Below are 21,220 nucleotides of genomic sequence, written 5' to 3'. Positions count from 1 at the left end.
CTACTCCGCGGCGCCGCGCCCGGATAGGCGATTCCTGCCGACGCGAACCACGCCGCCCCGCTGCGAGCGTGGTCGCCATGAGCAGCACCCCGACCACCCGGGCCGCCGCCTGGCTTCCCCTGACGGCCCTGGCCACCGCCCAGTTCCTCGTCGTGCTGAGCACCTCGATCGTGAACGTCGCGCTCCCGCAGATCCGGGCCGGCCTCGGCCTGTCCGCCGCCGGGTTGGCGTGGGTGGTCAACGCCTACGTCCTGGTGTTCGGCGCGCTCCTGCTGCTCGGCGGCCGGTCCGGCGACGTGTTCGGGCTGCGCCGCGTCTTCCTGGCCGGCGCCGGGCTGTTCGGGCTGGCCTCGCTCGGCGCCGCGCTGGCTCCCGGGGCCGCCACGCTGATCGCGGCCAGGGCCGCCCAAGGAGTCGGCGCGGCGCTGCTGGCGCCGACAGCGCTGGCGCTGGTGCTGACCCTGTTCCCCGGCGGGAGGGGCCGCGGCGCCGCCCTGGGCGTGTGGGGCGCGGTCTCCGGCGCGGGCGGCGCGGCCGGCGTGCTGCTGGGCGGCCTGCTCAGCGACGTGTTCGGCTGGCGGGCGGTGTTCGCCGTCCTGGTCCCCTGCACGCTCGCCGTGATGGCGGCCACCGGGCTGCTCGTCACCGCCGACCGGCCCCGCGGCGGCCGGCTCGACGTGCCGGGGGCGGTCACGGTCACGGCCGGCCTGGTCGCCCTCACCCATGGCCTGTCCGGATCCTGGCCCGCGCTGGGGGCCGGGCTGCTGCTCCTCGGGCTGTTCGTGGCCCGCCAGCGGCGCTCCGCCGACCCGCTCGTACCGGGACGGATCTTCACCGGCGGCCCGGTGGCGGCGGCCAACGCGCTCATGGCGCTGCTCGGCGCGGTCTGGCTCGGCCTGTTCTTCTTCCTGCCGCTCTACCAGCAGCGCGTCCTCGGCTACACGCCCCTGGAGGCGGGCCTGACCCAGCTCCCGCTCGCCCTGACGATCACCCTGTCCTCCTGGGTCACGCCCCGGCTGACCAGGCGGCTCCCCGGCCCGGCCGTACTCGCCGGCGGGCTGCTGCTCCTGGCCGGCGGGCTGGCCTGGCTGTCGCCCGCCCCCGCCGACGGCACCTTCGCCCGCGACCTGCTCGGCCCCTCGCTGCTGGTCGGCGCGGGCCTCGGGGTGGCCTTCGTCCAGCTCACCGCCCTGTCCTCGGCCGGGGTACGCGCCGAGGACAGCGGGCTGGCCGGCGGCCTCGTCAACGCCACCCGCCAGATCGGCGGCGCGATCGGGCTGGCCGTCCTGACCGTCGTCTCCGCCTCCCAGGGATACGGCGGCGCCTTCCTGTCCGCCGCCGCCGTCACCCTGCTCACCGCCCTGCTCTCCCTCGTCGTCGTCCGCGACCGAGTCGTCATGCCCAACCGAAAGGACCGGCTCTGATGAGCGAACTGCCCGTGCCGTACGTCACCGGCCACTTCACCCCCGTCACCGACGAGATCACCGCGAGCGAGCTGACCGTCCACGGGACGCTGCCGCCGGAGCTGAACGGCCGCTACTTCCGCAACGGCCACAACCCCAAGCCCGGCATCACCCCGAGCCACTGGTTCCGCGGCGAAGGCATGATCCACGGCGTGCGCCTTCGGGACGGCCGCGCGGAGTGGTACCGCAACCGCTGGGTGCGCACCCCGTTCCTGGACGGCGTGCCCTTCACCGGCACCGAGCTGGAGGTCAGCGCCGCCGCGACCAACATCATCTTCCACGGCGGGCGCTACCTGGCGCTGCAGGAGGCCAACCTGCCGTGGGAGGTCGGCCCCGAGCTCGACACCATCGGCGTCCACGACTTCGGCGGCAGGCTGACCAGCGCGATGACCGCCCATCCGAAGGAGGACCCGGTCACCGGCGAGCTGCACTTCTTCGGCTACAGCCCGTTCCCGCCCTACCTGACCTACTACGTCGCCGACGCGTCCGGCGAGATCGTCCGTACCGAAGCCGTCGAGGGGGCCGGGCCGTCGCTCATGCACGACTTCGCCATCACCGACCGGCACGTGGTCTTCCTCAACCCGCCCGTGGTGTTCGACCACGCCGAGCACTCCGGCATCCCGTACCGCTGGCACGACGACGTGCCGTTCCGGATCGGCGTGCTGCCGCGCACCGGCCCCGGCGAGGTCACCTGGTTCGAGGTGGAGCAGGCGGCGATCCTGCACGTCACCAACGCCTACGCCGACCGGCACGGGCGGGTTGTGCTCGAAGGGCCGCGCTTCGACCGCGCCTCCTGGGAGAGCTCGTGGAAGTGGTGGATCGGCGCGCCGGGGTACGGCACCAGCCCCGCCGCCGGATCGACCTTCCACCGCTGGATCCTCGACCCGGCCACCGGCAAGGCCGTCGAGGAGCCGCTCGACGACCTGGTCACCGAGTTCCCGTCGATCAACGACGCCCGCACGGGACTGGTCAACCGCTACAGCTACGCCATCGCCTTCCCCGGGGCCGGCCTGCCGGGGTACTCCACGGTCAAGTTCGACACCGTCACCGGGCAGCAGCAGCTGCTCCGGCACGGGCCGGACCGCATGCCCGGCGAGGCCGTCTTCGTCCCGGCCGCCGGCGCGACCGGTGAGGACGACGGCTACCTGCTCACCGTCGTCAGCGACCTCAGGGCCGACGCCTCCCAGCTGCTCGTCCTGGACGCCGCCGACATCCGCCGCGACCCCGTCGCGGTCGTCGAACTGCCCCGCCGGGTGCCCGCCGGCATCCACGGCGACTGGATCCCCGATGTGGAGGAGAACTGATGATCACCGGAATCGACACCGCCGCCCCCGTCGTCGTACGGCGCGCCATCACGATCGACGCGGCCCTGTCGCGGGTCTGGGCCCTGCACACCGACGTGCCGTCCTGGCCGTCGTGGCAGCCGGACATCACCGCCGCCCGCTCCGGCGGGCCGCTCGCGCCGGGATCGGTGTTCCACTGGAGCACCGCCGGGCTCGACATCGCCTCCACCGTGTACGCGGTCGAGGCCCCGTTCCGCATCCTGTGGGGCGGCCCCGCGCACGGCATCACCGGTGTCCACCAGTGGACGTTCCGCACGGTGGACAGCGCGGTGGACGGCACGGTGGACGGCTCAGCGGACGGCATGGTCCGCGTCGAAACCGAGGAGTCGTGGGACGGCGACCCGGTCCGCACCGACGTCGAGGCGATGCGTGCCGCCCTCGACGGCTCGCTGGCGGCCTGGCTCGACCACCTGAAGAGGGCCGCCGAGCGGTAGGGCCCGTGCGGAGGCGCCGGTGCGCCCCTCACGGCCGGGGACGCGCCTGGCGCAGGCCGACTAGGCTCACCGCACGTGAACGGAGCCTCCCTCGCCATCCGGCAGCGCTCCCTGGGCGACCCGTCGATCGGCTTCCCGCTGTGGCCGCCGCTCGTCGACGGCTGCTTGGCCACCTCCAGCGGCTTCAAGGACCTCGGGGTGGGCCAGGAAGGGGTCGAGGTACGCTCCGGCGCCACGGTGGACGACCTGCTGTGACCCCGTGCCGGCCCCACCTGCGGGCGCCCGGGCCGGGCCCCGGCTACTGACCGCCGCCCCCTGACAGACGGCCCCGTTCGCACCAAAGATCACGAAAGCCGGGAAAGCGCGATCCCGACCGCCTAGGGTGTCACCGCAGTGATCTTCGTCCGGGCGGGCGCGGAGCCCGCCGACCGCTGGATCGAGAGGTCGAACACATGTCAGGCAGGAACATCAGAGCGTGCACGGCCGGCGCCGCCGCGCTGGCGCTGGCGATCACCGGGATCGGCGCGGCCACCGGACCGGCGTCGGCGTCGGCGGCCGCCGTCTACTACCTCGACAGCGTCAACGGCGACGACGCCGCCGCGGGCACCTCGGCCGCCACGGCCTGGCGGACCCTGGCCAAGGCCTCGGCCGCGCCGCTCGCCCCCGGCTCCAGGCTCCTGCTCCGACGCGGCGGCTCCTGGACCGGCCGGCTGTCGGTGACCCGCTCGGGCACCGCGGCGGCCCCCATCGTCGTCGACGTCTACGGCAGCGGCGCCCGCCCCGTGGTCAAGGGCGACACCGAGAGCTGTGTCCACCTGGCCGGAAACCACATCGAGCTGTACAACCTGCAGATCGGCGTCAACCAGGACGCGGGCCGCTGCTCCTGGGCCGCGGTCAAGGTGACCGGCGACGACAACGTCGTGGAGAAGAACCACATCACCGGCGCGGCGGCGGGCGTGTTCATCGAGCCGGCCGCACGCTACACCGCGGTGACGAACAACGACTTCGTCGACAACAACCACATGAGCACGCTCACCCCGACCGACGTCAACGACAACGACGACTCGGGCGCGTTCGCGGTGCTCGTCCAGGGCGACGACTCCAACATCGGCTGGAACCGGATCAGCGGCTCCATCGCCTTCAGCTACGACTACGAGTGGGACGGCGCGGCCGTCGAGATCTTCCTCGGCTCGCGCAACCACATCCACCACAACATCGCCGTGGACAACGACACCTTCACCGAACTCGGCACCTCGACCAACGCCGACGGCACCACCAACGACCCGGACGGCACCTCCGGCAATGTCTTCGAGTACAACGCGGTGTACGGTCCCAAGACCCGGGCCGGGCTGATCACCCGCGGCCCGCGGGACGACGGCGGACCCGTGGACCCGAACGGCCCCGTGCTCGGCACCGTCTTCCGCAACAACTCGGTCCACCTGACCCACCCCGACGCCGAGGGCGTCGTCTGCTACGCCGGCTGCGCCAACGCCCACCTGTCGATGGCGCAGAACGTCGTCTCGGCCGCCAAGAAGAGCGGGTACGCCGACCCCGGCTTCACCGACAACCACCACAACGTGTTCTGGGGCGGGCTGTTCCAGATGCCGGCCGGCCGCGACAACGTGCACCGGGACCCGTTGTTCGACCCCGCCCGGCCGCTGCGGCTGCGCGCCGGCAGCCCCGCGATCGGGCTGGGCGTCACCGGGTACGCCGAGACGGACCTGGACGGGGTGAGCGTGGGGAGCGACGGCGGCATCGAGGCCGGCGCCTACGAGTACGTCCCCGCGGGCTGACCCCACGGGCTGACCCCGCGGGCTGACCATGCCGGCTGACCATGCGAAGGCCCCGCGGGGCCTCGCACCCGGCCCCGCGGGGCCTTCAGGTGGGCGCGCCGCCCGGGGCACGCCCACCTGAAGGTAGGCCGGGCGGCGACGGCCCGGCCTCCTCCCGAACGTGCGAGACTCCATCCCGCCGGCCGAATCCGAACCGCGGAGATCCCCCATGCCCGTCCGCCCTCTCACCCTCGTCTGCGTCGCGCTACTGCTCACCACGCCGAGTGCCTGCGCGAACCCCATGGGACGACGGACCGCTCCCCCGGCCCCCGCCGCCTCGGAGCCCGTGTCGCCCGCGTCGCCCGCGTCCACGCCCGCGCCGACCCCACCGGCTGCGACCCCACCGGCTCCCACCACACCGGCACCGTCGGAGCCCGTGCTGTCCGGACCCCGCACGGTCTGCGGCGAGCTCCAGCCGCCCAACGACGGCCCCATGGCCGCCATCGCGGTGCACACGGGTCGCGCCGACTGCCGCGAGGTCATGCGGGTCTTCCGCGCCTACTACCGCCCGGACACCCCGAAACAGGGCAGCGCCGGCGTCGCCACCGTCGCCGGGTGGCTCTGCGCGAGCAACTCGGCCGCGCAGGCCATGACCGGCCGGCTCTCCTCCTGCCGGAAGGGCCGCGTGCGCGTCGTGGCCGACGTCATCCCCTGACCGGCCGCCAGCCGCCCTGCGACAGACCCCCGCTCGTCTCCGAGTGGAGGCGTCCAGCGCGCCCCCGGCGAACAGCGACGGCTGGGTGACGGGTGAGCCGTCGAAGCCGGCGAGGTCCTCCCTGTCCCGGTCCATGTTCCGGTGGCGGCCGGGCGCCCCGCGCGGGCCGGTCCGCTCGAACTCGGCGGCGCAGACGTCCAGGTCCTCCGCGCTGAGCCGGCCGGGCAGCCGGCCCGTGGAAAGCGGTCACGCAGCCTCGCGGCCCGGGACACGCAGTGCGGGTCGGGGCGCCGGCGGACGGCATCGTGTCGCGGGACGGGGCCGCGTAGAAACCGGCGAGGCCGGCCGGTTCGATCTCGGCCTCGGCCCGACCGGGCTCCCTGACGCGCCAAGCGGGTTCTGTGAGCGGACCTAACGTGGCACTTTCCTGCGGTGTACGGCTATCGCCGCCCCGAGGGCGAGGGCGGCATACCCGCAGGTCACGGTCAAGCCTGCCCATGGCGGGAGCGGGTAGTAGCCCCCGAGCAGTGACTGGTCCACGTCCACATGCGCGAACGTGGGGACGCTCTGCGTGATCGCGAACCCGGCGGCTGGGATGATCATCAGCAGCCATGGCGCCAGGCCCGCGGTCGCCAGCAGGTAAGGCACGACGACCAGCGCGAGGGCCGGCCCGATGGCGACGATGCCCCACTTGACCAGCGCGGCCAGGCCCAGAGCCAGCACGGCGGCGGCCGCGGTCAGCGCCGCGTAGCCAACGATCACCCGCAGCTCGGCACCCAGGGTGATCGGCTGGACCAGGTTCTGATTGGCACGCAACATCGCCAGGCCGACAGGGACCACGACCGCCGAGGTCACCAACCCCGTCACGAACGCGACCGCGCCGACCGTCATGGCCTTGGCCGCCAGCAGCCACGCTGGATGCGGCTCGGCCGGCAGGCCGGTCCCGATCAGCCCCCGCCGGTGTTCCGCGGTGAAGAACATGACCGCCACCACGAGCACCAGGATCAGCCCCACAGCCCCGCCGATCAGCACGAGGTCGGCGCGCACACCGCCCTCCACCGTGGCGGGCCCGATGTCACCGACCCCGGTCACGAGGGGCTTGTCGCCGTCCCGCTCGCCAGCATCCACGCGGCCATCCCCCAAGGCCACCCCTCATCGAGCGCGATCATCGAATCCGGGCCCGGGATCAGCCTGCCCCAGCTCCTCATGGGATCCACCGTCGCTCTGGTCCTTCTGATTCCCGTCGCCCTGGCTCTGGGCTGGTTCGTCGCCGGCCGGTTCCTGCGCCCGCTGCGCGCCATCACCGCCACCGCCACAATCATCTCCGCCGGAGACCTCCACCGGCGACTTGCTCTCGGCGAGCCCACGGACGAGCTGACCGAGCTCGGCCACACGCCCGACGACCTGTTCGCCCGCCTGCAGGCCTCCTTCGACGCCCAACGCCACTTCGTCGCCGACGCCTCCCACGAGCTGCGCACCCCTCTCGCCGGCCTGCGCACCCTGCTGGAGGTCGCCCTCGCCGACCCCGATGCCGGCACCGACACCCTGCGCTCGGCCTGTCAGGAGGCCCTCGCTCTCTGGGCGGACGCCAGGAGCGGCTCGTCCAAGCACTGCTCGCTCTGGCCACCAGCGAGCGCGGCGTCACCCGCTGGGACACCCTCGACCTCGCCCACGTCGCCGAAGGAGTGCTCGCCTCCCGCCGCGACCAAGCAACGGAGACAGGCATTGACCTCGTCGAACACCTCACGCCCGCAGTGACGGCCGGAGACCCGAGACTGATCGAAAGCCTCGTCGCCAACCCCATCGACAACGCCATCCGCCACAACCACGCAAACGGGCACGTAAAGGTCACCACTCAGACCTCCGGCTACGGCCTCGGCCTCGCCATCGTCAATGCCGTCACGCAGGGCTCACCACGCCATCCTCACCACCAGCGCACGCCCCGAAGGGGGCTTGTCCATCACCGTGCGGTTCGCGCACGGATCTCGTCCGGACCTTCCCTGACGTCAGGGGACGACTACGCAGCGAGGCAGGAACGTACGGCACGGTGCTCCTACCAGCCCGGCACCCTGACCACTCGGCACGGTCTGGAGCACTGGCGAGAACGAGCGGCCGGCGCACGGACTCAGGGGTGGTCGTCGGCCTGCCCGCCGGCCCTGTGTCGCGGTGGTTCCCCCGTCGGGAACAGGATCATGCTCAGGAGGTGAGGGCTGCGGTCAGGCGCGGGTTCGTTGCCCGCCCTGGAGGCCAGGACGTCGCGCAGCTCGTCGATCATCTCGGCGAGCTCGCCCGGGCTGAGCCAGACGGTGCCCTGCCGGTAGCCCACGGAGTCGGCGGTCGGGTCGGCTCCGTCCCGGTCGAGGTAGGCGTTGAACTCGGCGTGCAGGGCGGCCATGGCTGCGGCGAACCCGTGACGGTGCTCGTCCAGGGACATCGACGCGGCCATATCAGCGTCGATCCCCGCCTGCTCGCGGCGTAGCCGGTAATGGCGTTCGACGGCGCCGTGCACGCGCTGTTCGTCGACGACTTCCAGCACTCCCGCCTCGGCCAGCAGGCCGACGTGCCGGTACACCGTGGTCTTGGGCACGTCGGGCAGGCCGGCGCACAGGTCGGACGTGGTGCGGGTGTGAGCGCCGGACATGGCGTGCACGATGCGCAGCCGGACCGGGTGCAGGAGCAGATCAAGGGTGTCCACGGCCCTACGATCCCACATCTGGTACCGTTCCTGAAATTGGGAAAGCACACGCTCGGTGGCGTGGCGATGGGTGGCAGCCCCGAAAGGCGCACGCTCGTCTCCGCCCAGCCGGCGCCGACAGTGAGAGAGTCAGCGATGCAACGTCGAACGGCCGAGGCGACGCCGCCAGTGGGACGGTACTACCAGGTCAGGGATCGGAGACTGTTCCTCCACCGATCGGGCAGCGGGGGCCCGGCGGTGGTGTTCCTACCCGGGGCCGGCTCATCCGGGATGGACGGCTTCATCGTTCAGCAGCGGGCCGCCGAACTCACCACGAGCGTGCTCTACGACCGGGCCGGAACGGGGTGGAGTGACCGGGTCGAGCTGCCGCGCACCTCCACCCAGGTCACCGATGAGCTGCGCGAGCTGCTGCGGGTCGCCGGCGTGCCCGCTCCCTACCTGCTGGTCGGTCATTCTCTCGGCGGCCTCTACGCCCGCCACTATGCGCAGCGTTTCCCCGACGAGGTGGCGGGGTCGGTCCTGGTGGAGCCCGAACACGAGGACTATGACGCCTACATGCCCAAGGAACTGAACGAGCTGTATCAGGCATGGGACCCCGACGAGGCGGTGCCTGACGAGTTGCCCGACGAAATCATCCAGTTCTACCGCACCCTGTTCGCGCGGGAACTGGCCGACTGGCCGGAAGAGATCCGCGAGCCGCTGATCGAACGTCACGTCAGCCCGGAATGGCTGAAGATCGGTGGCCAGGAGGCGGCCAACCGTTACCGACTCCATGACGAGGTACGCAACGCGGGACCGATGCCCGACGTCCCGCTGATCGTGCTCACCGCCACGGCGATCGACCCCTTCAAAGAAGCGGTCACCCAGGGCATACCCACATCGCTCCTCCGCGAGGAGGCAGAAGCCAAGACGCGGCTCTACACCGCGCTGGCCACATCGGTTACGCACGGCGAGAACCGCGTTGTCGACGACGCCGGACACCTCTCCGTCATATTCCGCCGTCCCGACGCCGTTCTCCAGGCGATCCAGGACGTACTCGGCAGACTCGGCAGCTGATCAGGGCAGCGGCTCCACGGCGGCGTCAGGCCCCGGACCGACGCTGCCTGAAGAGACCTTCCTGACCTTCGGCACCGGGGTCAGGGGTTGAGCAGGACGGGCAGGCCTGCGGTATCCGGGCCCTGCCGCCTCACCGGCGCGGCGCCTGCCACCGGGCGTCGAGCCGGCCGTGCCGCATTCGGCCTACCAAGCGGACGCGCAGCGTCTCCGGCGTGTTGTCGCCCGCGTCCCTGCTGATCGCCACCATGCTGTGCCGCACCGACAGCTCGTTGGCGTCCACCACCATGCCCGGCGCGAGGACCAACTCCACGTTGCCGCCGCGCACCCGCAGCTCGATGACCAGCTCGGGCGCGCTACGCACCGCGCTGGTCATGTCCAGCAGCACATCGCACCACGCGGTGCGCAGCGCCAGCCGGTACGGCAGCGTCCACCGGCCGTCACGGCGCACCGAGCCGTGCCGCTCATTGATGGTGAGCAGTTCGGCGGCCGGCTCAGCCGGCGTCTCAGCGAACGGCAGCGCGAGTGCGCCGTCGCCGCCTGCAACCGCGATCAGGTCGGTGATGAGCGGGGTCAGCGCGTCGATGGTGCGGGTGGCCAGCGCCGCGTCCAGCCGCTCGTCGAACTCGACCGGGTCGAGCCGGCCGTCGGCTACGGCGGCGCGCAGCAGTTCGACGACCCGGTCGCGGTCCGCGTCGGACGCGCGCAGCGCGGGTGAGCCAGGCGGATCGGAGCCCTCGGTGACGGCCTTGTGGGGCTTGCCGGTGGCATCGGCGGCGGCCATCAGCGTGACGGCGCCGTAGGCGGCGTGCGCGGGGTGAGCTTGTCCTGGTCGGTAGGGGTGACGGACATGGTCGTGTGCTCCTTCGAAGCTGTTTTGCTGACCGTGGGGTGCCGTGGATTCCAGCGGACGTACCGGACGTGGGCCCGGTGTCAGTCGTCGATGGCCTGGTAGAGCGTGGTCCAGAAGTCGTGGATGAGCCGCATCGGGTTCGGGATGGACCTGCCGACCTGGGTGAGCGGGAGTCCGGTGAGCTGGTGGTGCGGGTCGGCGTAGGTGGAGGTGCCGGTTCCGCCGTCCCAGCCGAACCGGCCGATGGGGGGCGTAGTCGCCGCGGTAGGTGCGCACCGCCATCCCGAAGCCCCAGCCGCCGTGCAGCCCTTGGCCGTGCGAGACGCAGGTCGGCGCCCGAGACGTCATGCCTACGGTCGCGGTCATCGCCGGCCACGACCGCAGGCGAAGGGTCGATCTTGCTGCTACTCGGTGGACGTACCGGTGACCAGCGGCAGCGACACCGACGTGCCGGCCAGGTCGACGGTGACCTTGGCCCCGGTGCCGGGTTCGACGTCGGTCCCGGAGCCGTTGCCGGACTCGTCGAGGTTGAAGTCGTCGTTGGCTCCGGTCAGCACCAGGCCCAGTCGGTGCCCGGCCTTGAACTCGTAGTCCTGCGGCAGCATCTTCCAGGTGATCTGGTAGGACTTGCCCGGCTTCAGCGGTGTCGAGCGGCTGAGCGACTTGTGGTTCTGCGCGTCCAGGATGCCGCGGGTGACCACGCTGAAGCCGGAGGTCGCCGTGTTGTCGCCGGCCTTGAAGTAGCAGCCGTCGTCATCGACCGTGCTCTCGCCGACGCAGTCCTCGCCGCCGAGGATCTTGAGGCCTTCCGCGGTCGTCGCGGTGCGTTCGCGGTAGTTGATGCGGGTGTCGGTGCCGTAGTCGACGAGCAGGACGCCCAGGTTGGCGGTCGGCTTGTCCAGCTTGAGGCGCAGGCTCACCGACGGCGTTCCGGACAGCCGCATAGCGGTCTTCAGCGGCGGGGTCAGGAAGGCCAGCCGGTTGGGGTTGGCAGTGGTGGGGTCGGCGGCCATCGCGATCTCGGTCTGGGCGATGTCGAGGTAGCTCCCGGTGCCCGTCGACGGCTTGCGGCCCAGGGAGCCGTCCCGCTGCGGCCGCAGGGGCGTCGTCCGCGCCGGTGCCGGCCAGTCGGCCTGGGTGATCCAGCGGTCCGGGCCGAGCTGCACGTCGATGCGCGGCCGGCGCATGATGTCGTTGGAGACGCCCGTCAGTTCGTGGTCGAACCACTGGTGCAGGGTGTCGAGCCACACGTCGCGGCGGGCCCAGAACGGGTCGAGGTGCCCGTACTGCGTCACCCACGCCTTGCGCTGCACGGTGCGGGGCAGCAGGGCCCACCACTCAGAGAACTGGCTGCCGACCACGTTCCGGTCCTGCATGCCCATCACCGCGAAGACGCTGGCGCGGACGTTGCGCGCCTTCGAGATCGGTCCGGTCCGGTAGTTGCGTTCGTGCCAGTAGGCGTTGTAGTTGCCGGTGGCGTCGTCGGAGTCTTCGAGCAGCTTCTGGCGCACCGCCGCGCATTTCTCGTCCGGATCCTTGTCGACCCGCTTGGACTGCCAGGCCGCCGCGCCCTTGAACCAGGTGATGACGCCGTTGTTGCGCGAGTTCTCGTATCCGCTGGTGTACCCCGCGAGCGGCACGATCGTCTCCAGCCCCGGCACCCCGGTGCCGGCGACGCCGATGGCGAGCGCTCCTTCGTAGGAGTGGCCGATCATCCCGGTGCGTCCGGTGGTCCAGGTGGCCTTGACCGGCTTGCCCTTGTCGTCGTAGGCGTTCGCCCGGCCGTTCAGCCAGTCGACGACCGCCTTGCCGCCGAGCACGTCGGAGGCGCCGTAGGAGGTCGGACAGCCCTCCGACAACCTGGTGCCGATCATGTCGACGGACACGAACGCGTACCCGCGCGGTACGAAGTAGTTGTCGTAATACATCGGGAACTTCGTCACGTTCCCGTTCGCGTCGTACTTCTTCTTTTCAATCTCGTAGCCGACGCCCGGGTCGTCGTAATACGGGCTTTCCTGCATGATCACCGGGACCTTGAGCCCGGAATCGGACTCCTTCGGCCGGATGATGTCCACTCGGACCAGGTCCTTCTTGCCGTCACCGTCACTGTCGACCGGAGACTCCACCCGGACGTGCTCACGGATGGCGTCCTTGTAGGAGAAGACGGGCTGCGTGAGCCCGCCGGAGACTTTGATCTCCGGCTTCGCCGTCGCGGAGGCGGCGGGAGCGCCGGCGACCACGAACGCGGTCGCGAGTGTGACTGCGGCGAGGAACCCTCGCCGTCGCGAGTTCGACATGTGCATCCCTTCCAGGGTCGGCTGCTGCGGTGGGTGACGCCGCTTTGGCGTCACTCAGGGCGCCATCACGAGATCGTGGTGGCGCCGAGCTGTGTTTTCGCGGCTGTGCGGGCCAGACAAGCAAGATCAGTGGCGGCCGGCGGAGCACGGAGGTGCCGGCGGCAAGCTCGTCGCGGGGTGGGCCAACGGTCAGGGTGCGACCGGCTCCGGCGACCGAGGCGTCCTCGCCCGTCGCCGGCTCGCGGTCAGGCGTCCCAGGTGACCGGGAGGCTCTTGACCCCGTAGATGTCCGCGGTCTCCGGGCGCAGGGCGACCTCATCGGCGGGCACGGCCAGGCGTAGCGTGGGGAAGCGGTTGAGCAGCGCGGGGAGCGCGACGCGCATCTCGACGCGGGCCAGCTGCTGTCCCAGGCACTGGTGGATGCCGTGGCCGAAGGCCAGGTGCCCGCCGTCCTGGCGCTGGAGGTCGAGGGTGTGGGGGTCGGCGAAGCGCTCGGGGTCGCGGTTGGCGGTGGCATAGGACAGGATGACCGTCGTACCGGCCTTGATGGTCTGGCCGCCCAGCTCGACGTCCTCCAGCGCCGTCCTCATGAACGTCTTGGCGACGCTCAGATACCGCAGCAGCTCCTCCACGGCCTTGTCGGTGAGCGCGGGATCGGCGCGCAGCGCGGCCAGCTGCTCCGGGTTCCGCAGCAGCGCGAAGGTGCCCAGCGCCAGCATGTTCGCGGTGGTGTCGAACCCGGCCGACAGCAGGATCAGGGCGACACCCCTCAGCTCCTCATCGGTCAGATCGCTGTCGGTGAGCTCGCTGAGCACGTCGTCGGTGGGGTTCGCGCGCTTGGCGACCACCAGCTCCGCGAGGTACTGCTGGGTCGCGGTGTAGGCCGCGATCAGTTCCTCGTCGCCGACCTCCCCGCCGAGGAACGTGTCGATGTGCTCCTGGAAGAAGCCCCGGTCCTCGTACGGCACGCCCAGCAGCTCACAGATGATGATGGAGGGGATGGGCTTGGCAAACGCGGTCACCAGGTCCGCCGACGGCCCGGCCTTCTCCATCGCGTCCAGGTGCTCGGCGGTGACCTGCTCGACGCGCTCGGTGAGCAGCCGCATCCGCCGGACGGTGAACCTGCCCACCAGCGGCTTCCGGTAGCGGCTGTGCTGCGGCTCGTCCATCAGCAGAAACTCGCCGGGCGGCGCCGGGGGGACCTCGATCTCGCCGAGGTCGACCAGCGGGTGGTGGCGCATGAGCTCCTTGCGTGAGCTGAACCGCGAGTCGGCCAGGACCGACCGGACCAGGTCGTAGCCGGTGACCAGCCGGCCCTCGTGTCCGTCGGGGAAAGGGAAGCGGCTGATCGGGCCGTGCTCGCGGGCCTGGATCAGCTCCTTGGGCGGGTCGAAGGGGCAGCCGGGCTGACGCTCCGTCGGCATCGTCGTGACGGTGTGAAGGGACTCACCCATGACTTGCTCCTCATCTCGCGATAGTACGTGTTTGACAAAGCTCAACGTTGCATTCATCGCTTGCCGGAAGGTGTCCCACGTGTGTATGGCGGCGCTGCGCGGACCGTCCGGTCCACGACATCGGGGCGCTCGCAGCAGAGCTGGGTGTGGCCGACGTCGGAGACGATCCGGTGTTCCCCTCGACCGAGCCGGCTTGGCCCTGTCGATGCCGGTCCAGACATCCAGGCCGATGCCGGGCCGGGCCGCTGGATGACGGGTTCGAGAATCGGGCTGCGGTGTGGGGGCTGTGCGTGCGGCGCCGTGCCGAGGCGAGACCGGTTGCGGGTGTGCGAGCGGCTACGGCGGGAGTCGGCGCTACTACGACGGTGTGTGGGTTGGGTGCTCAAACCCGTCTTCGACGTCGGGGGTGCCCCGCGGACGGGCGTCGAGCACGATCTGGTCTGCGTCTGCCTTGCGCAGGCCCTACGAGATCTTGCGTCGGTAGGTGTTCATGGCGAAGGCGTACGCGACGATGAGGACGCCGACACACCAGGCCAGGGCGATCCAGATGTCGTTGCCGACCGGCTGCTGGGTGAACAGGTCGCGGATGGCGTTGACGATGGAGGTCACCGGCTGGTGCTCGGCGAAGACGCGCACCGGGCCGGGCATGGTGTCGGTGGGTACGAAGGCCGAGCTGAGGAAGGGCAGGAAGATGAGCGGGTAGGAGAACGCGCTCGCGCCCTCCACGGACTTCGCGGTCAGACCGGGGATGATGGCGATCCACGTCAACGCCAGGGTGAACAGGATCAGGATGCCGGCGACCGAGAGCCACGCCGACACTCCCGCCGCCGAGCGGAAGCCCATGAGGAGGGCGACGAGCACGACGACCACGAGCGAGAGCAGATTGGCGACCAGCGAGGTCAGCACGTGTGCCCACAGCACGGACGAGCGCGCGGTCGGCATGGACTGGAATCGCTCGAAGATGCCGCTCCGCATGTCGGCGAAGAGCCGGAATGCGGTGTAGGCGATGCCCGAGGCAACCGTGATGAGCAGGATGCCGGGCAGCAGGTAGTTCACATACGACTCCGCCCCTGTTCTGATCGCGCCGCCGAACACGTAGACGAACATCAGCATCATGGCGATCGGCATGATCGTGGTGGTGATGATGGTGTCCGCGCTGCGCGTGATGTGGCGCAGGGATCGCCCCAGCAGGACGATGGTGTCACCGAAGAAATGCTTGCTCATCGTTGTTCCTTACGCGTCCGTGCCGGCGTTGCGGTCATGGCCGGGGTTCCGTTCTTGCCGTCGGTACCGACGAGCGTGAGGAAGACGTCCTCCAGGGTCGGCTGCTTCTCGACGTATTCGACCTTGGCGGCCGGGAGCAGTTGCTTGAGCTCGGCCAGGGTGCCGTTCACGATGATCCGGCCCTCGTGCAGGATCGCGATCCGGTCGGCGAGTTGTTCGGCCTCCTCCAGATACTGCGTCGTGAGCAGCACCGTCGTACCCCGCTCGGCGAGTTCCTCGACGGCCTGCCACACCTCGATGCGCGCCTGGGGGTCGAGCCCGGTCGTCGGCTCGTCGAGGAAGATGACCGGCGGATCGCCGATGAGGCTCATCGCGATGTCCAGGCGGCGGCGCATGCCACCCGAATACGTCGACACCTTCCGCGCGGCCGCGTCGGTCAGCGAGAAACGCGCGAGCAGGTCATCGGCGATCTTGCCCGGATTCTTGAGGTGCCGTAACCGGGCGACCAGCACGAGGTTCTCCCGCCCGCTGAGGATTTCGTCGACGGCGGCGAACTGTCCGGTGAGGCTGATGGACTCCCGCACGTCCGCAGCCTGCGTGGCGACGTCGAAGCCGTTGACGCCGGCGGTCCCCGCGTCGGCCTTGAGCAGCGTGGACAGGATTTTCACGACCGTGGTCTTGCCCGCCCCGTTCGAGCCGAGCAGGGCGAAGATGCTGCCCCGTGCCACGGCGAAGTCCACGCCGCGCAGCACCTTCAGCTCCTTGTACGATTTCTCCAGGCCCTGCACGTGGATGGCCTGGGCTTGCTGTGTCGTCATCAGACTGTCCTGTCCATTCTTCCGGTGTCTTCGCCGGCGGCGCGCTCGATGGCGCTGGTGAATCGTTCGCGCTCCCGGCTGATGTAGCGGCCCACCGAGTAGCTACGAACGAACGCCTCGACGAACTCCATGGGGTCCTCCCCGAAGATGTCGCGGATCGGGGTTCCGTCCGCCGCGCTCTGCTCGAACAGATCGGCAAGATCCTCGAACATCGAAGCCGCGTCGGTGCCGTCCCCCGGCCCGAAGTGCATCAGGTACCGCTCCAGCGCTTCGGCTGCCGTGCGATAGTTCTCGGGAAGCGCTCTGATGCGCGCCTTGTACTGCCGCCAGCGCCTCTTGTCCGCGAGCGGCCCCGTGACCGCCTCCAGGTACTGCCGGTAGCGGCTCTTCGGCTCGTTCGGCTCTGTGTCCATGTCTACTTACCTCCTTCGCGGAGCTGTTCGAGCCGTTCCGTGAGGAAGCTCCAGGTCCTCCAGAACTCTTCGAGATAGTCCCGTCCCTGAGCGTTCAGGGAATACACCTTGCGCGGCGGCCCCTTCTCCGACGGGACCTTCTCCACGTCGACCAGGCCGCGCCGTTCGATCCTGACGAGCAGCGCGTAGATCGTGCCCTCGGCGATGTCGGAGAAGCCCTGGTCCCGCAGCCACGCCGTGATCTCGTAGCCGTACGCGGGCCGGCCGGACAGGATCGCCAGGACGATGCCCTCCAGCGTTCCCTTGAGCATCTCCGTCACCTGCTTGCCCATGGAAACACCCTCCTTGAGCTACTTGGCGTTGCTGACTACCAGTACACGGTAACACTGACTACTGGTACATAGCAACACCGAATAGCTGAGGTGCAAGCCGGGACCGCAAGCGTGCGGGTACAGCCGACCCGATCACCGCCGAGACCTCCGCCGGCCTGGCGCGCCGCCGTGTCACGGGGTTTGGACAGGACCCCGTGACAAGCAGGTCGGCATCCCGTCAAGCGGCGTCGAGGGCTGCGGTGATCTTGCGGATCATGTCGGCCAGCGTGGGAGTGGGCCGGCCCTGGTGGGTGCGGGCGGCTGCTTCGATGGCGACGATGACGGTGCTGCGGAAGTTGTCGGCCTCTACCGGAGCCTGCTGCTTGAGCAGGCTCGTGGCTGCCGTCAGAGCCGGCAGCACCTGATCGGCGAGTTCGGCCACGGACTTGCCCTTCAGATTCACACCCTTGGGCCACTCGGCGAGCACGTGCCCGACCAGGCCGGTCGCGGAGCCCAGGGCGATGGAGCCGTCGGTGGCGGCCCGGTGGGGCTTGCCGGTGGCGTCAGCGGCGGCCATCAGCGAGACGGCGCCCCACGCGGCGGTGCGCAGGGTGATCTTGTCCTGGTCGGTAAGGGTGATGGACATGATGGTCTGCTCCTTGGAATCTGTGCTGAAAGCCGATGGACGGACGGCCGGTGGAATGCGGTCCTGGGGGTGCCGGGGTCTGGATGGCTCAGGTCAGGTCGCCCGAGGGGATCTCGCCCAGCCTCGGGGCGGCAATCGCGGAACCGTTCATGACATCCACCATCGCCGACCGCTCTGATAGCGGGCCGTTGCCGTGCTGACATCACCGCTGACACGACTCCGCAGCAGCCCTGATCGCCGCCGGGACCTCCGCCGGCCTGGCGTGCCGCCCGACGCGGCCTACATCATCGGCTCCGCGATGGCGCCGCCGGCGGCCGGCCATGTATGTGACAACAGCCTGTCATCACTCACATGAGCCGTCATGTGAGTGCGCCGAGCAGGGAGATCCGCGCCGATGACCCGCGCGGTCGCCAGGGCCACGATCCACCGGCTGCTGTCGCGCCGCGACCTCCCGCCGCGCGAGGCCTCCCGGCTCAGCGGCGACGCGCCGCCCAGGCGGTCCGGCTGCCACGTACCGCCAGGTCGCGGCGGCGCACGAGCGCGTCGGGGCCGTCGTCCGCCAGCAGGCGGTCGAGCGTGTGGAGATCGTCGGCGGCGAGCTGCCCGCCGAGTGCGGAGCGGATGCGGCTCAGGTAGGCGTGCGCGTAGCGACCGGCGACCGGCGGCGCCGGGTCCACCTCGATGGTGAAGACGCGCTGCGCGGCGATCTCGAATCCGGCCCGCTCCAGGTGGGGCCGCCAGTCCGGGTGCGTGTTCCAGCCCGCCCGCGCGACCGCCTCGTGGCAGCGCGACTCCAGGCCGGGCCGGCCCAGCCCGATGTCGCCGGGCAGGAAGCGCGGCAGGTCGTCCATCTCGACGACCACCAGCAGACCGCCGGGGTTCAGCGCGGCGTGGAGGTCGCGGAGCAGCCGCCGCGGGACGGCGACCTCGTGCAACAACGAGGCCGCCCACGCGACGTCCACCGCACCGATCCGGGGCCAGGCGTCGTCCAGGTCGGCCCGCACGACGCGCAGCCGATCGGCCAGCCCCTGCCCGTGCGCCGCGGCCCGCACCCGGTCGAGCATGAGCGCCGACCTGTCGATCGCGACCACCTCGGCCGCCGGGAAGCGGCGCGCGAGCGCCAGGCTGCCGGTGCCGGTACCGGCGCCCACGTCGGCGACCGTCCGCGGGGCGTCCGGGGCGTGCCGCCCGCACCAGCCGATCACCTCGTCCAGGTACGGGCCGAGCACTTCCGCCAGTGCCACCTCAGCCCGTCCACCCTGAGCCGCATCGAGACCGGGCACCGCAGGATCGCCCTCGACCAGTTGGTCCCCATCGCCCGCGCCCTCGACACCACGCTCGACCAGCTCGTCGAGTCCGCCGATGACGACGACGTGGTGATCCGGCCGCAGCCCTGTCACACGCCCGGGCTGACGAGCTGGCTCCTGTCGCGCGAACGCGCCCTGCACGGCGTGACCGTGGCGAAGATGCGCATCACCCCCGACCGGCCGGCCGGGGCGGACGACCTGAAGGTGCACCCCGGCCGCGATTGGTTCACCGTGCTGTCCGGCACGGCCCGCCTGCACCTGGGCGAGCGGACCATCATGGTCCAGGCGGGCGACTCGGCCGAGTTCTCGACCATGGTCCCGCACTCCATCGGCGCCCAGGACGGGCCCGTGGAGATCCTCACCATCCTCGACCACGACGGCGAACGCGCCCACCTGCACGCCCCGCACTCCTGACGCAGGGCACCCGTACAGGCAGGCACGACACACCTCACCACCGAGGCGATGGGGAGGGCACGCCGCAGCCGATGCCCGGCCGCGGGGCCTGGGATCAGACTGTGGCCTGGTAGGCCGTCGTCCAGAAGTCCTTGATGAGCCCCGGCGTGTCCGGGGAGTCCTGCGCGGTCTGGGTGAGCAGGATGCCGACGAGGTCCTCGGCCGGGTCGGCGTACGCGCTCGTGCCCAGGCCGCCGTCCCAGCCGAACTGCCCCGGGGAGGCCAGGTCGCGACGGTGGGTGCGGACGGCCATGCCGAAGCCGTAGCCGCCGTGCCGGCCGAAGTGGTCGCCGAAGGCGTCCTTCTCCGTCTTCTGCCCGGGTGTGAGCTGGTCGGTCGTCATCAGCTCCACCGAGGCCCGTGACAGGACGCGCTCGCCGCCGAGGGTGCCCTTGTTCAGCAGCATCCGGTAGAAGGCGTGGTAGTCGTCGGCGGTCGAGACCAGGCCGTCGCCGCCGGCCGCGAACACCGGCGGCCGGCTGTACTTGCCGCCGGCGGCCTCGTCCCACACCGTCAGCTCGCCGGTCGCGGGGTCGTGGGCGTAGCTGACGGGCAGCCGGTGGATCCGGTCCTCGGGCACGTGGAAGCCGGTGTCCTTCATGCCGAGCGGTTCGAAGATCCGCTCGCGCAGGAACGCCTCGAACGACTGCCCCGCCACCCGGGCGATGAGCACGCCGAGCACGTCGGAGCCGGTGTGGTACTGCCACAGCTCGCCGGGCTGGCGCATCAGCGGCAGCTCGCCGAGCCGCCTGATCCACTCGTCGGGCCCGAACTCCGGCGCTGTGGTGTCGAGCCCCAGCTCGCGGATGGCGACCTGGATGGGGTACGCGTCCGGCGGGGCGAGCACGGCCCCGAAGCCGAAGGTGAAGGTCAGCAGGTCGCGCAGGGTGATCGGCCGGTGCGCCGGCACGGTCTCCTCCAGTGGGGCGTCGATGCGCGCCAGCACCTTGCGGTCGGCCAGTTCGGGCAGCCACGGGTCGACCGGGTCGTCCAGCCGCAGCCGGCACTCCTCGACGAGGATCATCGCGGCGGCGGCCGTGACGGGCTTGGTGGCGGAAGCCATGCGGAAGAGGGTGTCCCTGCGCACGGGCTCGCCGCCGCCGGCGCGCAGGGTGCCCATGACCTCGACATGCGTGTCCGCGCCGCGGCCGACGAGGGCGACCAGGCCGGGGACCGCACCGGACTCGACGGACCGGGCCAGCACGTGGCGCATCCTGTCCAGCCCGGCGGAGGCGAGGCCGCGGGGGGCCGCGCCGTGCTCGTCGCATCTCCCCTGGGTGGCCCAGCCCCCCTTGGCGTCCCAACTGCCCTGCATGTCCCAGGTGGTGCTCTTCGACATGGTGCTCATTCCTCATTTCGTCCGATGCGCACAATGTACGCGACAGCGAATCATGTGCGCAACTTGGGCCGAGGCGTCCCAAACTCAACAGTCTTTATATAAGTGGTGTTACGATTTGCGCGTGGCCCACCCTCACGCACCCGATCCCACCCGGCAGAGCCTCTGGCACCCCCTGCGCGTCCTCCAGGCGTCCATGGACGCCGACATCGCCCGGATCTACTCCGACGCCCAGATCGACGGGCTCAAGCCCAGCTTCGTGCTGGAACTGCTCCACCTCCACGCCTGCGGACCCATGACCATCACCGAGCTCGCCGAGTCGGTCAACCGCACGCACTCGGCACTCAGCCAGAAGGTCGCCGCGATGCGCACCGCCGGCTGGGTGCAGACCGTCACGGGCGAAGACGCGCGCACCAAGAAGGTGACCCTCACCGACGACGCCCGCCGCGTCATCGGCCGCCTCGCGGCGGAATGGCGCGCCACCGAGGCCGCCATCGCCGACCTGGAGGCCGAGATCCCCTACCCGCTCTCCCGCGTCGTCACCGACATCGAACAGGCCCTGGAACGCAAGAGCTTCCACGACCGCATCGCCGACAAACTGGCGGCCGACCCCGCATGGGACTGAAGCCCGCG

At 70.8% G+C, this 21,220-nt stretch carries 22 protein-coding genes; 10 read left to right on the top strand and 12 right to left on the bottom strand.

Annotated features, from left to right (window positions below; genetic code table 11):
- The first annotated feature begins 77 nt into the window (after nucleotides 1-77).
- From FHU36_RS17490 to FHU36_RS17465, 6 genes are all read left to right on the top strand, one after another.
- Nucleotides 78-1,424, top strand: a complete 1,347-nt coding sequence (locus tag FHU36_RS17490; RefSeq protein WP_185085049.1) for an MFS transporter — start codon at nucleotides 78-80, stop codon at nucleotides 1,422-1,424.
- Nucleotides 1,424-2,767 (top strand): carotenoid oxygenase family protein, encoded by a 1,344-nt coding sequence (locus FHU36_RS17485; protein WP_185085048.1) that lies wholly within the window; start codon nucleotides 1,424-1,426, stop codon nucleotides 2,765-2,767. The genes FHU36_RS17490 and FHU36_RS17485 overlap by 1 nt, the downstream gene beginning before the upstream one ends.
- Nucleotides 2,767-3,240, top strand: coding sequence for an SRPBCC family protein (locus FHU36_RS17480; RefSeq protein WP_185085047.1), 474 nt, complete (start codon nucleotides 2,767-2,769; stop codon nucleotides 3,238-3,240). Before FHU36_RS17485 ends, FHU36_RS17480 begins: the two co-directional genes overlap by 1 nt.
- 75 nt (nucleotides 3,241-3,315) lie before the next feature.
- Entirely contained in the window at nucleotides 3,316-3,495 is a 180-nt protein-coding gene (locus tag FHU36_RS17475; RefSeq protein WP_185085046.1) for a hypothetical protein, read from the top strand.
- Nucleotides 3,496-3,692: 197 nt separating this feature from the next.
- Nucleotides 3,693-5,033, top strand: coding sequence for a right-handed parallel beta-helix repeat-containing protein (locus FHU36_RS17470; protein WP_185085045.1), 1,341 nt, complete (start codon nucleotides 3,693-3,695; stop codon nucleotides 5,031-5,033).
- Nucleotides 5,034-5,448: 415 nt separating this feature from the next.
- Complete coding sequence (locus FHU36_RS17465) at nucleotides 5,449-5,727, top strand: hypothetical protein (protein WP_185085044.1); 279 nt, start codon at nucleotides 5,449-5,451, stop codon at nucleotides 5,725-5,727.
- Between the two features lie 411 nt (nucleotides 5,728-6,138).
- Here the strand turns inward: FHU36_RS17465 and FHU36_RS17460 are convergent, their stop codons facing one another.
- A complete protein-coding gene (locus tag FHU36_RS17460) occupies nucleotides 6,139-6,855 on the bottom strand; it encodes a hypothetical protein (protein WP_221496406.1) in 717 nt (238 codons plus the stop codon).
- Nucleotides 6,856-6,933: 78 nt separating this feature from the next.
- On the opposite strand from FHU36_RS17460, the gene FHU36_RS45640 reads away from it, so the two are divergent.
- Nucleotides 6,934-7,485: a histidine kinase dimerization/phospho-acceptor domain-containing protein gene (locus FHU36_RS45640; RefSeq protein WP_221496405.1), complete on the top strand. Its 552-nt coding sequence runs from the start codon at nucleotides 6,934-6,936 to the stop codon at nucleotides 7,483-7,485.
- Nucleotides 7,486-7,852: 367 nt separating this feature from the next.
- On the opposite strand, the gene FHU36_RS17450 is transcribed toward FHU36_RS45640, so the two are convergent.
- The gene (locus FHU36_RS17450; RefSeq protein WP_185085042.1) at nucleotides 7,853-8,422 is read right to left on the bottom strand and encodes a helix-turn-helix domain-containing protein; all 570 of its coding nucleotides are present in this window, start codon (nucleotides 8,420-8,422) and stop codon (nucleotides 7,853-7,855) included.
- Nucleotides 8,423-8,488: 66 nt separating this feature from the next.
- On the opposite strand from FHU36_RS17450, the gene FHU36_RS17445 reads away from it, so the two are divergent.
- The gene (locus tag FHU36_RS17445) at nucleotides 8,489-9,478 is read left to right on the top strand and encodes an alpha/beta fold hydrolase (RefSeq protein WP_312891951.1); all 990 of its coding nucleotides are present in this window, start codon (nucleotides 8,489-8,491) and stop codon (nucleotides 9,476-9,478) included.
- Nucleotides 9,479-9,608: 130 nt separating this feature from the next.
- Here the strand turns inward: FHU36_RS17445 and FHU36_RS17440 are convergent, their stop codons facing one another.
- From FHU36_RS17440 to FHU36_RS17400, 9 genes are all read right to left on the bottom strand, one after another.
- Nucleotides 9,609-10,259: a DUF1707 SHOCT-like domain-containing protein gene (locus FHU36_RS17440; protein WP_185085041.1), complete on the bottom strand. Its 651-nt coding sequence runs from the start codon at nucleotides 10,257-10,259 to the stop codon at nucleotides 9,609-9,611.
- 473 nt (nucleotides 10,260-10,732) lie between these two features.
- The gene (locus FHU36_RS17435) at nucleotides 10,733-12,625 is read right to left on the bottom strand and encodes a CocE/NonD family hydrolase (protein ID WP_221496402.1); all 1,893 of its coding nucleotides are present in this window, start codon (nucleotides 12,623-12,625) and stop codon (nucleotides 10,733-10,735) included.
- 245 nt (nucleotides 12,626-12,870) lie between these two features.
- The gene (locus FHU36_RS17430) at nucleotides 12,871-14,079 is read right to left on the bottom strand and encodes a cytochrome P450 (protein WP_185085039.1); all 1,209 of its coding nucleotides are present in this window, start codon (nucleotides 14,077-14,079) and stop codon (nucleotides 12,871-12,873) included.
- A gap of 462 nt (nucleotides 14,080-14,541) precedes the next feature.
- Complete coding sequence (locus FHU36_RS17425) at nucleotides 14,542-15,303, bottom strand: ABC transporter permease (RefSeq protein WP_185085038.1); 762 nt, start codon at nucleotides 15,301-15,303, stop codon at nucleotides 14,542-14,544.
- Nucleotides 15,300-16,121 (bottom strand): ABC transporter ATP-binding protein, encoded by an 822-nt coding sequence (locus FHU36_RS17420; RefSeq protein ID WP_185085037.1) that lies wholly within the window; start codon nucleotides 16,119-16,121, stop codon nucleotides 15,300-15,302. Before FHU36_RS17420 ends, FHU36_RS17425 begins: the two co-directional genes overlap by 4 nt.
- On the bottom strand, nucleotides 16,121-16,534 hold the full coding sequence (locus FHU36_RS17415; protein ID WP_185085036.1) for a DUF1048 domain-containing protein: 414 nt from the start codon (nucleotides 16,532-16,534) through the stop codon (nucleotides 16,121-16,123). Before FHU36_RS17415 ends, FHU36_RS17420 begins: the two co-directional genes overlap by 1 nt.
- A 2-nt stretch (nucleotides 16,535-16,536) precedes the next feature.
- Nucleotides 16,537-16,866: a PadR family transcriptional regulator gene (locus FHU36_RS17410; protein WP_185085035.1), complete on the bottom strand. Its 330-nt coding sequence runs from the start codon at nucleotides 16,864-16,866 to the stop codon at nucleotides 16,537-16,539.
- 217 nt (nucleotides 16,867-17,083) lie between these two features.
- Nucleotides 17,084-17,491, bottom strand: a complete 408-nt coding sequence (locus FHU36_RS17405) for a hypothetical protein (RefSeq protein WP_185085034.1) — start codon at nucleotides 17,489-17,491, stop codon at nucleotides 17,084-17,086.
- A gap of 473 nt (nucleotides 17,492-17,964) precedes the next feature.
- A complete protein-coding gene (locus tag FHU36_RS17400; RefSeq protein WP_312891664.1) occupies nucleotides 17,965-18,735 on the bottom strand; it encodes a class I SAM-dependent methyltransferase in 771 nt (256 codons plus the stop codon).
- Here FHU36_RS17400 and FHU36_RS17395 point away from each other — a divergent pair.
- Nucleotides 18,673-19,212: a cupin domain-containing protein gene (locus FHU36_RS17395; RefSeq protein ID WP_312891663.1), complete on the top strand. Its 540-nt coding sequence runs from the start codon at nucleotides 18,673-18,675 to the stop codon at nucleotides 19,210-19,212. The two genes, FHU36_RS17400 and FHU36_RS17395, sit on opposite strands and share 63 nt — an antisense overlap.
- Before the next feature lie 94 nt (nucleotides 19,213-19,306).
- Here the strand turns inward: FHU36_RS17395 and FHU36_RS17390 are convergent, their stop codons facing one another.
- On the bottom strand, nucleotides 19,307-20,590 hold the full coding sequence (locus FHU36_RS17390) for a serine hydrolase domain-containing protein (protein ID WP_246502486.1): 1,284 nt from the start codon (nucleotides 20,588-20,590) through the stop codon (nucleotides 19,307-19,309).
- A 121-nt stretch (nucleotides 20,591-20,711) separates the two neighbouring features.
- Here FHU36_RS17390 and FHU36_RS17385 point away from each other — a divergent pair, with 121 nt between their 5' ends.
- A complete protein-coding gene (locus FHU36_RS17385; protein WP_221496401.1) occupies nucleotides 20,712-21,212 on the top strand; it encodes a MarR family winged helix-turn-helix transcriptional regulator in 501 nt (166 codons plus the stop codon).
- The last annotated feature ends 8 nt before the right edge of the window (nucleotides 21,213-21,220 follow it).

This window comes from Nonomuraea muscovyensis (assembly GCF_014207745.1).
In the GTDB taxonomy this organism is placed as follows: Bacteria; Actinomycetota; Actinomycetes; order Streptosporangiales; family Streptosporangiaceae; genus Nonomuraea; species Nonomuraea muscovyensis.
The sequence above is the reverse complement of the archived record's forward strand: the minus strand, read 5'-3'. Positions and strand labels throughout refer to the sequence as shown.

Bases quoted from the DNA above. Each gene is read 5' to 3' on its own strand.
- FHU36_RS17390 (WP_246502486.1), bottom strand. From the start codon at position 20,590: ATGTCGAAGAGCACCACCTGGGACATGCAGGGCAGTTGGGACGCCAAG.
- FHU36_RS17470 (WP_185085045.1), top strand. From the start codon at position 3,693: ATGTCAGGCAGGAACATCAGAGCGTGCACGGCCGGCGCCGCCGCGCTG.
- FHU36_RS17425 (WP_185085038.1), bottom strand. From the start codon at position 15,303: ATGAGCAAGCATTTCTTCGGTGACACCATCGTCCTGCTGGGGCGATCC.
- FHU36_RS17480 (WP_185085047.1), top strand. From the start codon at position 2,767: ATGATCACCGGAATCGACACCGCCGCCCCCGTCGTCGTACGGCGCGCC.
- FHU36_RS17405 (WP_185085034.1), bottom strand. From the start codon at position 17,491: ATGTCCATCACCCTTACCGACCAGGACAAGATCACCCTGCGCACCGCC.
- FHU36_RS17430 (WP_185085039.1), bottom strand. From the start codon at position 14,079: ATGGGTGAGTCCCTTCACACCGTCACGACGATGCCGACGGAGCGTCAG.
- FHU36_RS17485 (WP_185085048.1), top strand. From the start codon at position 1,424: ATGAGCGAACTGCCCGTGCCGTACGTCACCGGCCACTTCACCCCCGTC.
- FHU36_RS17435 (WP_221496402.1), bottom strand. From the start codon at position 12,625: ATGTCGAACTCGCGACGGCGAGGGTTCCTCGCCGCAGTCACACTCGCG.
- FHU36_RS17415 (WP_185085036.1), bottom strand. From the start codon at position 16,534: ATGGACACAGAGCCGAACGAGCCGAAGAGCCGCTACCGGCAGTACCTG.
- FHU36_RS45640 (WP_221496405.1), top strand. From the start codon at position 6,934: ATGGGATCCACCGTCGCTCTGGTCCTTCTGATTCCCGTCGCCCTGGCT.
- FHU36_RS17410 (WP_185085035.1), bottom strand. From the start codon at position 16,866: ATGGGCAAGCAGGTGACGGAGATGCTCAAGGGAACGCTGGAGGGCATC.
- FHU36_RS17490 (WP_185085049.1), top strand. From the start codon at position 78: ATGAGCAGCACCCCGACCACCCGGGCCGCCGCCTGGCTTCCCCTGACG.
- FHU36_RS17440 (WP_185085041.1), bottom strand. From the start codon at position 10,259: ATGGCCGCCGCCGATGCCACCGGCAAGCCCCACAAGGCCGTCACCGAG.
- FHU36_RS17445 (WP_312891951.1), top strand. From the start codon at position 8,489: ATGGGTGGCAGCCCCGAAAGGCGCACGCTCGTCTCCGCCCAGCCGGCG.
- FHU36_RS17420 (WP_185085037.1), bottom strand. From the start codon at position 16,121: ATGACGACACAGCAAGCCCAGGCCATCCACGTGCAGGGCCTGGAGAAA.